Raw genomic sequence first — 12,827 nt, forward strand, 5'->3', positions numbered from 1 at the left:
CAAAGGACGCTCGCCAAGCCTCGAACGGCGGCTGATCCCTGCCGGCCCGCGCTGTTTTGAACGGGATGGCGGCTTTGGGGTGGGGAGCGGACGTTGCTTAACGCACCTTCGTCATCCCGGACTTGATCCGGGATCCCGCTTTTTTGGAGGTACCAGCGGTTTTCGGCATCAAGCGGGACCCCGGGTCACGCCCGGGGTGACGAAAAGGGGGAACGGCAACAACCGGCCGCTTCCGGCCGACCCCGACGCAGGACATCATCGCCCGGTGCAAAGACAATTCGTCCCTACCGGCGCACGATCCAGTCATGCGCGGGGTCGTTGGGGCCACCAGCCCCTGCTGCACGCCGCTCCTCGCCGGCGGGCTTCACAGGGCAATCACGACGCTTCAATCTCATCAGGACAGACTCTAATTCACCATCCGCTCATAGCCCTCCCAATAGGGCGCGCGCAGGTCCTTGCGCAAAATCTTGCCGCTCGCATTCCTCGGCAGCGCCTCGATCACGTCGACGCTGCGCGGGGCCTTGAACGCGGCGATGCGGTCGCGCGCCCATGCGATGATGTCGGCTTCCTCGACCGTCATGCCGGGCTTGGCGACGCAGACCGCCTTGACCGTTTCGCCCCATTTGGCGTCGGGGATGCCGATCACCGCGACCTCCTGCACCGCCGGGTGACCGAAGATCGCGCTTTCGACCTCGGCGGGATAGACATTCTCGCCGCCCGAAATGATCATGTCCTTCATCCGGTCGTGGATGAACAGATAACCGTCGGCGTCGAGATAGCCGGCGTCGCCGGTGTGGATCCAGCCGTCGCCGGTCATCGTCTTCGCGGTCGCGTCGGGCAGGTTCCAGTAACCGATCATATTGTTCGAAGACCGGGTGACGACCTCGCCCACCTCGCCTTGCGGCACATCGCCGCCGCCCGGACCCAGGATGCGCACCTCGACGCCGGGGAGCGGCTTGCCCGCCGACCGCATCCGCGCATTGCCTTCGGGGTCATGATCCTCGGGCGGCAGCATGCAGATCGTGCCCGTCGTCTCGGTCATCCCATAGGCCTGGATGAACTGCGCCCCGAACATCTTGATGCACTGGCGCAGCAGTTCGAGCGGGATCGGCGCGGCGCCGTAAAGGATATATTTGAGCCGGCTGTAATCGACGCTGGCGCAGCGCGGGTGGAGCAGCAGCATCTGCAGCGCCGCCGGGACGATGAAGAAACGCGTCACCCCATGCTGCTCGACCGCATCGAACACGCCGTCGGGGTTGAACTCCGCCAGGATCACGCCCGGCAGCCCCGACACCAGCGCCATGATGCCCAGCCCGGTCCCGCCGATATGCGCGCATGGCATCGCCACCAGCACCGCCTCGTCATCGTCCCATTTGGTGTAGGCAAGCTCGCTGTCGGCCGAATGCTTGCGCAACGCGAACAGATTATGGTTCGACAGCACCGCGCCCTTGGGATTGCCCGTCGTGCCCGAGGTATAGAGCTGGAGCACCGCCTCGTCGCGCGCCGATGGGGTGAACGGGACCCGCGCCGCGCCGTCGATCATCGCCCGCGCTTCACCGGCACCCACGATCCGCGCCTCATGCCGCAGCTTGCCCGCAAGATGCTCCGCCGCCGCCTCGAACCCCGGCCCGGCGAAGACGATCTTCGCCTGCGTGTCATTGACGATGAACGCCCATTCGGCGGGCGACAGCCGCCAGCCGATCGGCGCCATCACGATCCCGGCGCGCGCGGCGCCAAAGAAGAGGGTGAAATACAGGTCGCTGTTCTTGCCGATCCACGCGATCCGGTCGCCCTTCTCCAGCCCCGCGGCGATCAGCATGCTCGCGACGCGTGCGGTGCGGTCTTCCAGTTCCGCATAGCTATAGATGCGATCCTCCTCGCGCATCGCGACCCGCTCGGGCCGCTCCTCGGCCCAGTGGGTGATGAACTCGTCGAAGGTAAACAGGTCCGAAACGTCGCGGGCCATGGCATCGCTCTCCTCGAATCGCGTCGTTTTTGCGCGATCCGCGGCAAAGCTAGCGGTTGTACGCGGCAGGTAAAGCGCCGATGCGCCACCCTGTCAGGTCCGTCAGGTCCGGCGGAACAGCAGCATCAGATTGTTCGCGGGCATCGCGCGGCGTCCGGCGAAGCTCAGCCCGGCCGCGCCGGCGGCCGCTTCGACCGCCGCGGTATCGCGCAGGCCCCAGTCGGGATTGCGGGCGCGCAGGCTGACATCAAACGCCCGGTTGCTCTCGGCCGTCGGTACGTCCGCCTCGATATAGGGGCCATAGAGGACCAGCGGCGCGCCGCGCGGCAGCAACTGCGCCGCGGCCGCGAACAGGCCCAGCGTCGCCGCCCACGGACTGATGTGGACCATGTTGATGCAAAGGATCGCGTCCGCACCCGTGAGCGGCGAGCCCGGCGCCGCGGCGTCGAGCTTGAGTGGCGGCGCGACATTGGCCAGCCCCGCCTCCGCGCTCCACGCGGCGATCGAGGTCAGCGCCGCCGGGTCGGGGTCGCTCGGCTGCCATATCAGATGCCCGAAAGCGGCGGCGAAATGGACGATATGCTCGCCCGACCCGCTCGCGACCTCCAGGACCCTGCCCGATGGCGGCAGCCAGTCGGCGAGCACGGCGGCGATTGCGTCGCGGTTGCGCAGCGTCGCCGGGGCATGGCGTTTGCCGGCGCGGCCGCCCTCGCCCGGCGTCCAGGGTGTGGTCATGACGCTTTTGCCAGCGCCCGCGCCCGCCGCTCGCGCACGATCAGCCACGCGAACAGTCCGACCGGCCCCGCCATCAGGGTCAGGAAAAGGAAAGGTATCTGGACGATCCGCCCGAATCGCTTCTGGTCCGCATCGCGCGCGATCCAGATCCCGACGAACAGGTCGAACGCCAGATAATGGACCCACCCCAAAACCGCCCCGCCCGGCGCGTCGAACAGCTTCATCACCCCGGCAAGCGAGGTGAAGCTGCCGCCGGTGCCGCCGGGGTCGATCCCGCCGCTCAGGAAACCGGCGATCAGGACGGTATAGGCAAGGCAAAGCAACGCGACGCCGGCGTAAAGGATCAGCGCCGATATCTTCGGTCCGCGCGGCGCAAAGGCGAGCGCAGCCCAGTTGGCGAGCGCCCAATAATTGGCCAGCAGGTACAGATTATCCCAGCTCATCGGCCGCCCCCTTGCCGTTTCAGATCAGTCCGCCGAGCCCGAACAACAGGACCCCGCCCAGCAGCGCAATGGCGCCCGTGACGACGATCAGCAAGGTCAAGCGCGCCGCCGACGCCCGGCGTGATGCCCAAAAGGCGGCCGCGGTGGCAAGCCCGATCGCGAACAAAGGCGCGTACAGAAAGGCCCAATCATAGCTGAACTCGCGGCGAACCTCGATCATCTCCCATTGCTCGACGACCAGGCCATAGGCGGTGATCGCGATGAGCCAGCCGATGATCGCGACGATCGCAAACAGCGCGCCGGTCCCCAGACACCCGGCGGCGGACCGCTTTGCCGGGCGCTCGGGACCGGGCGCGACGTCGGTCATCAACCCTCCCAGGCCAGCACCGGCTTGCGCGCGGCGCCCGTCTCGTCGAGCCGGGCGCGCGGCGCGAAATGCGGCGCCGATTTCAGCGCCGGATCGCCGTTCTTCGCCCGCATCGCGATGCTGCGCAGCGCACCGATGAACTGGTCGAGCACCGCCTTCGATTCGGTCTCGGTCGGTTCGACCAGCATCGCGCCATGCACGACGAGCGGGAAATAGACCGTCATCGGGTGATAGCCTTCGTCGATCAGCCCCTTCGCGATATCGAGCGTAGAGAAGCCCTCGGCCAGCCCGCGATCGCTGAACAGCGCCTCATGCATGCACGGGCCCGAAGCGCCGAAGGGCGCATCGAGCACATCGTCGAGACTGCGGAGCAGATAATTGGCGTTGAGCACCGCATCCTCCGCGACCTGCTTCAATCCGTCGGCACCATGGCTCAGGATATAGGCCAGCGCGCGGGTGAACATCCCCATCTGGCCGTGGAAGGCGGTCATGCGGCCAAAGCTCTGCGGATGCTGCTCATCCGCGCTCTCTTCCTCGATCAGGCGGAAGCCGCCTTCCGCCTGCTTCGCCACGAAGGGCAGCGGCGCGAAGGGCGCCAGCGCTTCGGACAGCACGACGGGCCCCGAACCCGGACCGCCGCCGCCGTGCGGGGTCGAAAAGGTCTTGTGGAGGTTGATGTGCATCGCGTCGACGCCCAGATCGCCGGGCCGCACCCGGCCGACGATCGCGTTGAAGTTCGCGCCATCGCAATAGACATAGCCGCCCACCGCATGCACCGCGTCCGAAATCGCCTTCATGTCGCGCTCGAACAGGCCGCAGGTATTGGGATTGGTGATCATCACCCCGGCGATGTCGGGGCCGAGGCGCGCCTTCAGCGCCGCCAGATCGACGCGGCCTTCGCTGGTCGCCGGAATATCCTCGACGGAAAAGCCGGCAAAGGCTGCGGTCGCGGGATTCGTCCCGTGCGCGCTTTCGGGAACCAGCAGCACGCGCCGGTCCTCGCCGCGCGCCTCGAGCGCCGCCTTGATGCAGAGGATGCCGCAAAGCTCGCCATGCGCGCCCGCCTTGGGCGACATCGCGACGCTGTGCATGCCGGTCAGCGTGACCAGCCATTCGGCGAGTTCGTGGATCACCGCATAGGCGCCCTGCACCGTTTCCTGCGGCTGCAAAGGGTGCGCGTCGGCAAAGCCCGACATCCGCGCGACCTTTTCGTTGAGGCGCGGATTATGCTTCATCGTGCAGCTGCCGAGCGGGAAGAGGCCGAGGTCGATCGCGTAATTCTGCCGCGACAAGCGCGTGTAGTGGCGCACCGTTTCGGATTCGCTGAGCCCCGGCAAGCCGATCGGCGCCGACCGCGCGAGCCCGCCAAGGTCGCCCGCGGACGCCGCTTCGTCGAAATCGACCCCGGTCGTCTCGGTCGATCCGATCTCGAAAATCAACGGCTCTTCCAGCATCAGGGCGCGGTTGCCCGTGAAGGTGACATTGTCGTCAGCGCCGCCGGCGGCGTTCATTTCGGGGCGCCAGCCGGCGCGGTTGAGCGCGGTCATGCCAGCACCTCCTTCAGCGCCGCGGCAAAGGCGGCAATATCATCCTCGGTCACGGTTTCGGTCACCGCCACGACGAGACCATTCGCGAGGGCATCATTGCCGGGGAACAGGCGGCCGAGCGAGACGCCGCCCAGAATATCCTTTTCGGCGAGCGTGTGGACCACCGGACGCGCGGCCGCCGGGAGCAGCAGCGTGAATTCGTTGAAGAAGCTGTCGTTCATCACCGACACACCCGGCACCTTCGCCAGCTCCGCCGCCGCCATCTTCGCGCGGTCATGGTTGATCGCCGCGAGCCGGCGCAGCCCCGCTTCGCCGAGCAAGGTCATATGGATGCTGAAGGCCAGCGCGCACAGACCGGAATTGGTGCAGATATTGCTCGTCGCCTTTTCGCGGCGGATATGCTGCTCGCGCGTCGACAGGGTCAGCACGAAGCCGCGCTTGCCGTTCGCATCGACCGTCTCACCGCACAGGCGCCCCGGCATCTGGCGGACATATTTCGCCTTGCACGCGAACAGGCCGACATAAGGTCCGCCGAACTGAAGCCCGACGCCGAGCGACTGCCCCTCGCCCACCACGATATCGGCGCCCATTTCGCCGGGCGCCTTGATCAGGCCGAGCGCGACGGGTTCGGTGACGACCGCAATCAGCAGCGCGCCGGCCGCCTGACAAGCTTCGGCAAGTGCGGTCATGTCGTCGATGCGGCCAAGGATGTCGGGATACTGGACGACGACGCAGCTCGTATCCTTGTCGATGGCTGCGGCGAGCGCGGCCCAGTCGGTGCCGGCCTCCAGCGCCGGATCGCCATCGACCAGCACATCGCCGGTATATTTGGCCATCGTGCGGGCGACGCTGCGGTAATGCGGATGCACGCCGGTCGAAAGCAGCGCCTTGGCCCGCTTGGTGATACGCCGCGCCATGACGATCGCTTCCCAGCAGGCAGTCGAGCCGTCGTACATCGACGCGTTGGCGACGTCTGTGCCGAGCAAGCGCGCGACCTGGCTCTGGAACTCGAACAGCATCTGCAACGTGCCCTGCGCGATTTCGGGCTGGTACGGCGTGTAGGCGGTCAGGAACTCGCCGCGCTGGATCAGATGGTCGACGCTCGCCGGGACATGGTGGCGATAGGCGCCGGCACCAAGAAAGAAAGGCCCGTCGCCCGCCGCACGGTTGCGACGCGCGAGGGCGCCCATATGACGTTCGACCGCCAGTTCGCTGGCGTGCGGCGGCAGACCGGCGATCGGACCATCGAGCCGCGCTTCGGCGGGAACGTCGGCAAACAGATCGTCGATCGACGCCGCGCCGATGGTGGCGAGCATCGCGCTGCGATCATCGGGGGTGAGAGGGAGATAACGCATGACTTACTCCGGAGAAGAAGCGGGGGATGCAGCAAGAAGCTGCGCAACGTCGGAAAGCGAACCGTGGAAAATGGCGGGGCCGCTGTGGGTGACCTTGACCCACGGGGCGAGCCAGATGCGGAAACCCGCCTCGCGGACGCGGCGGCAAAAGGCATAATCGTCGGACAGGAGCGACCGGGTTTCGGGCTCGATCATCGGATAGAAGAAAGCGTGGGCCTGCTCGCCGATCCGGTGCGCCTGCCGCTCGGCCGGGTCGGTCCGGAAGGCGATGTCGGGATAGCGGTCGCGCATCCCTTCGAACACCGCGCGGCGGATCAGCATCATCGCGGTGCCGAGATGCGCCAGTTCGACAAGGTCGGTGAGCGCAAAGCTTTGCCCCGGATTCAGGAATTGCAGCGCGAATTCGCCCGCAAAGCGCGCGAGCTCGCCCGGATTATCCTTGGCCAGCCCCGTTTCGACCGCGCGCGCGACGTTGCGCCAGTTCGTCATCCGCCGCGGATAGGCGGCGCCGACCACCCCGCACTCGGGATGGCCGTCCATCGCGCGCACCAGCGAAAACGCATCCGCGGCCGCAAAGTCGATGTCGGCGTCGACGAACAGCAAATGCGTGCAGTCGCTGGCGAGGAACATCGCCGCCAGCATGTTGCGCGCGCGGGTGATCGACGGCTGGTAGAGGATGAACTCGAACCGCACCGAAAGGCCCTGCGCCTGCGCCTGCAGCGCCAGGTCCAGCGCGGCGCGGACATAGCTTCCCTGCGCCCCGTCATAGATGGGCGTCGCCACCATCAGGCGGCAGTTGGCAAGGGCGTCGGTGGTCGTCACGCGTCCTCCCCCCTCCCGCGCGGGAGGGGCCCTGAATTACAGATCGTCGCAGAAGGTCTTGTACGCCGCGGCGTTCATCAGCCCTTCAAGCTGGCTCTTGTCGCTCAGCGTCATGCGGAAGAACCAGCCCTCGCCTTCGGGATCCGAATTGACGAGCGCAGGGTCTTCTTCGAGCTGGCCATTGCCTTCGGTCACCACGCCATCGACCGGCGCATAGACGTCGCTCGCCGCCTTCACCGATTCGACCACCGCGGCGTCGCCGCCCGCGCTCAGTTCGGCGCCGGTGTCCGGAACCTCGACGAAGACGATGTCGCCGAGCTGGCCCTGCGCGAAGTCGGTGATGCCGACCGTCGCGATGTCGCCGTCGACGTCGACCCACTCATGTTCTTCGGTATAATAACGCGGCATCGGTCAGCCTCCCTGTTTGCGGACATAATTATGCGGAACGAATGGCATCGCGGCGACGGTGCAGGGCACGCGCTTGCCGCGCACCTCGGCGGCGATCGCGGTGCCGGGCGCGGCGTGGTCGCGCGGCACATAGCCCATGGCGATCGGGGCGCCGACGCTGGGCGCAAACCCGCCCGAGGTGACAATCCCGATTTCGGTGTTTCCATCGAACAATTTGGCGCCTTCGCGCACCGGCAGCTTGCCCTCGACGAGCAGGCCGACGCGCTTGCGCGGGCTTCCGTCGGCGAGATGGCCAAGGATCCGCGCCGCGCCGGGAAAGCCGCCTTCCTCGCGGCGGCGCTTGCTGATCGCGAACGCCAGGTCGCCCTCGACCGGGTCGATCTCTTCATCGAGGTCGTGGCCGTAGAGCGGCAGTCCCGCCTCCAGGCGCAGACTGTCGCGCGCGCCGAGGCCGATGGGCTCCACCTCTTCCATCGCGCACAGCGCGTCGGCAAAGGCGGTGAGCGCCTCGTTCGGCAGCGAAATCTCGAACCCGTCCTCACCCGTATAGCCCGAGCGGCTGAGGCCGATCGCATGGCCGTTCCACGTCGCGCGCGCGGCCTGCATGAAGACCAGCGCCGAAGCCTGTGGCACCAGCCGCGCGAGCGCCTCGGCCGCCTTGGGGCCCTGCAAGGCGAGCAGGCCATAATCCTCTTCATGGTTGAGCGTGATATCGTCGGGAAGATTCTCGCGCAGATAGCCGATGTCTTCCCATTTGACCGCGCCGTTGACGACGATGCCAAGCTGGTCGCCCTCGTTGGTGATCATCAGGTCGTCGAGGATGCCGCCATCTTCGCCGAGCAGCAGCGAATAGCGCATCCGCCCGGGCTTCAGCGCCGAGATATCGCCGGGAACGAGCGCTTCGAGCGCTTCGGCAGCCCCCTCGCCCGACAGGCTGATCTGCCCCATATGGCTGACGTCGAACAGGCCGGCATTCTCCCGGACCCACAGATGTTCGGCCATGATGCCATCGTACTGGATCGGCATCCAATAGCCGGCGAATTCGACCATCCGGCCGCCTTTCGCGCGGTGCCAGGCGTCGAGCGGCAGCGTCGCCGTTTCGACCGCAACTTCTTCATCTTCGCGCATATTGCGTACTCCCGTCGTTGACATGGCAAGTCACGGCCGGATGCCGCCCTGTCGCCATGCCCCCTCTGTCACGGGAACCTGAGAGTTTTCCTCCATGCACGCATGGAGTTACCCCTTCGGTGGTCGTGGTCAAAGCCACGACGCTTTCCAGAGTGTCCGTTCCAGTCCGCGCGGTCCGTTGACCTGAGAGTTTCCGGGGCGGTTGCTCCTTCGGTGGTGAGGCGCCGGTTACCCTGCCCTCACGCTCTCCCGCGCGACCGGTCGAATCCCTTTGGAAGATTCGACGGACGCCCGAGCCTTGGCGCCGCCCCGTTGCGGAGTCAATCGGCGAGCGCGCGGATCGCGTCGTTTTCGTGGATGTGGATGCCGGTGCCGCCCAGCCCGGCGAGCCGGACGATCGCAGCGGCGACTGCGGCGGCGGGGATCGAGCGATAGCGGCGCAGCGATCCGTGCATCAGCGCATTGGCGAGCGGCGCCGCGAGCATCGCGATCCCCTCCCCCAGCCGCGGCGGTCCCGCGCGCTCGCCGGTCAGCAAACCGGGGCGCAGGATATCGAGCCGGTCGAAGCCGAGCGCGCGCAGCGCGTCCTCGATCTCGCCCTTGGTACGCAGATAGAAATTGCGGCTCTCCGCCGCTGCCCCGACCGAACTGACGGCGATCATATGCGACGCCCCCGCCTGCTTCGCCGCGCCCGCCACGGCAAGCACCAGATCATGGTCAACCGCGCGAAACGCGGCTTGCGATCCCGCCTGACGGATCGTCGTCCCGAGGCATGAAATGATCGCAGCAGGTTTTTCGGCGGCGATGATGTCGCCCCACCGCTCGGGCGGCGCGACGCATATATGGTGATCCGCCGCTATCCCCTCGATGGCGCGCCGAGCCAGAACCGTCGCCTTCCGCACCCCGAGCCGCTCGATCACCGCGCGTCCGACCAGCCCGGTCGCACCGACGATCAGCAGGTCAGACATGCGCCAGCGCCTCCGGCACCGCGTCGCGGCCGAAGATATCGGCATAACGGTCGATGGCGAAACGGTCGGTCATGCCGGCAATATAATCGCCGATGTGGCGCGCTGTCGCACATATTTCGCCAGGCAGTCGCCCCGACCAGTCCTCGCCCATCAGGCGCGGATCCGCGGCATAGGCGGCGAAGAGGCGTCCGATCACCTCGTTCGCCGCTTCGGCGGCGGCGAGCTGTTCGGGATGGTGATAGAGATTGGCGTACATGAACCGCTTGAGGTCGCGCTCCTCGGCCGCAAGCCCCGCCGAAAAGCCGCCGAGCGGACGGCCCGCGGCGCGAACCTCTTCGACGCTCGCCGTTCCCGCTTCGGCGACATTCGCCCGCGTGGCGGCGATCACGTCATTGACCATCACGCCGATCTGGTCGCGCACCAGCTCACGGAGCAGGCGGTCGCGCGGCGCGGCGGTAAAGCGCCCCTCGACCGCCCGGAAATTCGCGGCAACAAACGGCTGTGCCATCAACTGGTCGAGACTGAGCAATCCTGCCCTGAGCCCGTCGTCTATGTCGTGATTGTCATAAGCAATATCGTCGGCCACTGCCGCGATCTGCGCCTCGAGGCTGGCATGACTGCCGAGGTCCAGTGAAAAATCCGCGTCGATTTCCGCCAGCGCCCAACCCGGGCGGCGCACCGGACCATTGTGCTTGGCGAGCCCCTCCAGCGTCTCCCACGTCAGGTTGAGCCCGTCGAATAACGGATAGGGGCATTCGAGCCGCGCCAGCGTGCGCAGCGTATGGCCGTTATGATCAAAGCCGCCATGCGCCTTCATCGCGGCCTTCAGAGCATCCTCCCCCGCATGACCGAAAGGCGGGTGGCCGATATCATGCGCGAGGCACAGCGCCTCGGTCAGATCCTCATTGAGCCCGAGGGCCCGCGCGATGCCGCGGCCGATCTGCGCAACCTCGATGCTGTGGGTCAGGCGCACGCGATAATGGTCGCCGTCGGGCGCGACGAAAACCTGCGTCTTGTGCCGCAGCCGGCGGAAGGCGATCGAATGGATGATGCGGTCGCGGTCGCGCTGAAATGCGTCGCGCGGCCCGCGCACGACGCGGCCGACCTCTTCATAGCGACGCCCGCGGCTCTGAGCGGGGTCGCTGGAACAGCTCGCTACGCTCACCTGACCGGATCGACTTCCTGGCCGACTTCGCTGTTGAACAGGAAGCCGTCACCGCCCGCCTTCTTGTAGCTCGCAAGCCAGTCCTGCGCCGCCTTGCGATCCTTGAACGGCCCGACGAGCAAGCGGCGGGTGCGCCCCCATTCGGCGGTTGCCGCCGACTTGCCCTTGAAAATATCCGGGCTCTTCTTCGCAAACTTGCCATAGTCGGTAGCCAGCGCCTTGGCGTTGGCGCCCGTCGCCACCTGGACCCAGAGACGCGCGGGATTGGCCTTTTTCTCGGCCGCCTCCTCTTTCGCCTTGGCCTCGGCTTCCGCCTTGGCTTTCGCAGCGGCGGCGTCCTTTTCGCGCTTGGCGGCCTCGGCCGCCTCGGCGCGCCGTTTCTCTTCCTGCAGCTTGGCGAGCGTGTCGGCGCCGATCGCATTGGCCGTTCCCGCCAGTTCCTCGGGCGGAATTTCGATCGACCCGACGATGTCGGCGAGTGAAGCGAGCGGCGCGGCCGACGCGGCTCCAACCGGCGGAGCGGCCGCGGCCGAAGCGGGAGCAGGCGTCGGCGGCGTCGAAGCGGCGGGCTGCGGCGAAACGGCCTGCGGCGGCGGAACAGCTGCTGCGGCGGACGCTGGCGACGGCGCGGTAGTTTGTCCGAAATCGGCGATCGAGAAGCCTGGACCGACCGGCCCCGATTCGCGCCGCACCGCGACACCGATCGGCGGTGTGTCAGGCGCTGCGGCGGGGGCCGGCGCAGGCACCGGTCTGGAGGCGGGAGCGGTTACCGGAACCGGCGCAGCTGCCGGCGCCGGCGCCGGTAGAACCGCCGCGACGCTTGGCGAAGGTGCTGGCGTGGGGGCAGGTGTCGGCGAAGCCGCCAATGAAGTCGCGGGCGCTGTCGTGACGGTGGCCGGACGCGCCGACGAAGCAACCGCCGCCGTTTGTGGGGCGCGCCTGACCGGCGCGGGCAAGACCGTACCGCGTACACGCTCGCCGTTCGCACGCCGTTTGGCTGCCGTCGGCGCCGCGGTCGCCGGGGTCGCGGCGGCCACCTGTACCGGCTTGCGCCGCGGACCAAGTTCGCCCGAGGGGAAACGCCCGAAATGCGCCGCTGCGGCCTGCTGCGCGGGATTGAGCCGGTCCATCCGGGTCAGATAGGGCAGGATATTCTGGGCGAGCTGCGGCGGCATCGTCGCGTTGACGAGTTGCGTCGCCTCATCATCGCGCCCGGCGATCGCCAGCATCATCGCGCGCAACCGCCACGCGCCGCGATCCTGCGCGCGCAGCTGGGGGGTCAGCATCTGGATACCGCGATCGGCGTCGCCGCTGATGGCGAGCGATAGCGCGTAGCGGCGCGTCACTTCATCATTCGGTGCGATTGACAGCGCGAGCTGATAGTCGCGCTGCGCCGCCTCCTGCTGCCCAAGCAGGTCGCGTGCGAGACCGCGATCGGCAAGGAACAGCCGTTCCGAAGCCCCAAGAAGCTGCGCCTCGCCGAAATAGTCGAGCGCGCGGGTCGGATTTTCCATATGGACCGCCGCCGATCCGAGCGCCGCCTTCACGGCGCCGTCGCGCGGGCTGCCCTGTTCGGCGCGCGCGAGGAAACCGAGCGCGGCGCGATAATCCTCCAGATCGATCGAGGCGCGTCCGGCGTCGAGCAGCGCCGCCGTATCGCTGTTGTTCGCCGCAATACGGGCAAGCGCCGTCGACAGCAGCGTCCGCGCCGCGGTGCGCTTGTCCATCGCTGCCTTGGTCGCGGCATCGGGCGGCGTGACCTGCAGCGCCTGCACCGGCGGCACGATCGCGGTTCCAAGGCACAGGGCCGCAAACGCGCCCGCATAGCGCGCCGCGCGTCCCGGCCTGCCCGTCAATTTCGGTCGCCGCATGGGCAAATCATCCCGATTTCCGGCCCGCCTTGCCCATCGATCGCCGCGGCCG

At 67.5% G+C, this 12,827-nt stretch carries 12 protein-coding genes and 2 riboswitches; all 12 genes read right to left on the minus strand.

Translation table 11 applies throughout. The features are described 5' to 3' along the window. Positions 1 to 406: 406 nt before the first annotated feature. The 12 genes from FHR22_RS20545 to FHR22_RS20600 all read right to left on the minus strand — a co-directional run bounded on the left by FHR22_RS20545 (position 407) and on the right by FHR22_RS20600 (position 12,775). Positions 407 to 1,966, minus strand: coding sequence for a fatty acid--CoA ligase (locus FHR22_RS20545; RefSeq protein WP_166945798.1), 1,560 nt, complete (start codon positions 1,964 to 1,966; stop codon positions 407 to 409). Between the two features lie 102 nt (positions 1,967 to 2,068). Then, positions 2,069 to 2,701, minus strand: a complete 633-nt coding sequence (locus FHR22_RS20550) for a DUF938 domain-containing protein (protein WP_166945800.1) — start codon at positions 2,699 to 2,701, stop codon at positions 2,069 to 2,071. After that, positions 2,698 to 3,144 carry an ABA4-like family protein gene (locus tag FHR22_RS20555; RefSeq protein ID WP_166945802.1) on the minus strand — a complete coding sequence of 149 codons (447 nt, stop codon included), beginning with the start codon at positions 3,142 to 3,144 and terminating at the stop codon, positions 2,698 to 2,700. Before FHR22_RS20555 ends, FHR22_RS20550 begins: the two co-directional genes overlap by 4 nt. A 19-nt stretch (positions 3,145 to 3,163) precedes the next feature. Then, entirely contained in the window at positions 3,164 to 3,511 is a 348-nt protein-coding gene (locus FHR22_RS20560; RefSeq protein ID WP_166945804.1) for a hypothetical protein, read from the minus strand. After that, positions 3,511 to 5,058 (minus strand): aminomethyl-transferring glycine dehydrogenase subunit GcvPB, encoded by a 1,548-nt coding sequence (gene gcvPB, locus FHR22_RS20565; protein ID WP_166945806.1) that lies wholly within the window; start codon positions 5,056 to 5,058, stop codon positions 3,511 to 3,513. Before gcvPB ends, FHR22_RS20560 begins: the two co-directional genes overlap by 1 nt. Next, positions 5,055 to 6,413: an aminomethyl-transferring glycine dehydrogenase subunit GcvPA gene (gcvPA, locus tag FHR22_RS20570; RefSeq protein WP_166945808.1), complete on the minus strand. Its 1,359-nt coding sequence runs from the start codon at positions 6,411 to 6,413 to the stop codon at positions 5,055 to 5,057. Before gcvPA ends, gcvPB begins: the two co-directional genes overlap by 4 nt. A gap of 3 nt (positions 6,414 to 6,416) precedes the next feature. Continuing rightward, complete coding sequence (locus tag FHR22_RS20575) at positions 6,417 to 7,235, minus strand: glycosyltransferase family 2 protein (protein ID WP_341787084.1); 819 nt, start codon at positions 7,233 to 7,235, stop codon at positions 6,417 to 6,419. Positions 7,236 to 7,271: 36 nt separating this feature from the next. Further along, positions 7,272 to 7,643 carry a glycine cleavage system protein GcvH gene (gene gcvH / locus FHR22_RS20580; protein ID WP_166945810.1) on the minus strand — a complete coding sequence of 124 codons (372 nt, stop codon included), beginning with the start codon at positions 7,641 to 7,643 and terminating at the stop codon, positions 7,272 to 7,274. 3 nt (positions 7,644 to 7,646) lie between these two features. Continuing rightward, positions 7,647 to 8,771: a glycine cleavage system aminomethyltransferase GcvT gene (gene gcvT, locus FHR22_RS20585; RefSeq protein WP_166945812.1), complete on the minus strand. Its 1,125-nt coding sequence runs from the start codon at positions 8,769 to 8,771 to the stop codon at positions 7,647 to 7,649. A gap of 55 nt (positions 8,772 to 8,826) precedes the next feature. Further along, a riboswitch (glycine riboswitch) is annotated at positions 8,827 to 8,932 on the minus strand. Beyond that, positions 8,933 to 9,033, minus strand: a riboswitch (glycine riboswitch). It lies immediately after the preceding riboswitch. Positions 9,034 to 9,091: 58 nt separating this feature from the next. Next, positions 9,092 to 9,739: an NAD(P)H-binding protein gene (locus tag FHR22_RS20590; RefSeq protein WP_166945814.1), complete on the minus strand. Its 648-nt coding sequence runs from the start codon at positions 9,737 to 9,739 to the stop codon at positions 9,092 to 9,094. Next, positions 9,732 to 10,904, minus strand: a complete 1,173-nt coding sequence (locus tag FHR22_RS20595) for a deoxyguanosinetriphosphate triphosphohydrolase (protein WP_166945816.1) — start codon at positions 10,902 to 10,904, stop codon at positions 9,732 to 9,734. Before FHR22_RS20595 ends, FHR22_RS20590 begins: the two co-directional genes overlap by 8 nt. Further along, positions 10,901 to 12,775 (minus strand): tetratricopeptide repeat protein, encoded by a 1,875-nt coding sequence (locus FHR22_RS20600; RefSeq protein WP_166945818.1) that lies wholly within the window; start codon positions 12,773 to 12,775, stop codon positions 10,901 to 10,903. Before FHR22_RS20600 ends, FHR22_RS20595 begins: the two co-directional genes overlap by 4 nt. Between the last annotated feature and the right edge of the window lie 52 nt (positions 12,776 to 12,827).

This window comes from Sphingopyxis panaciterrae (assembly GCF_011762125.1).
GTDB lineage: Bacteria > Pseudomonadota > Alphaproteobacteria > Sphingomonadales > Sphingomonadaceae > Sphingopyxis > Sphingopyxis panaciterrae.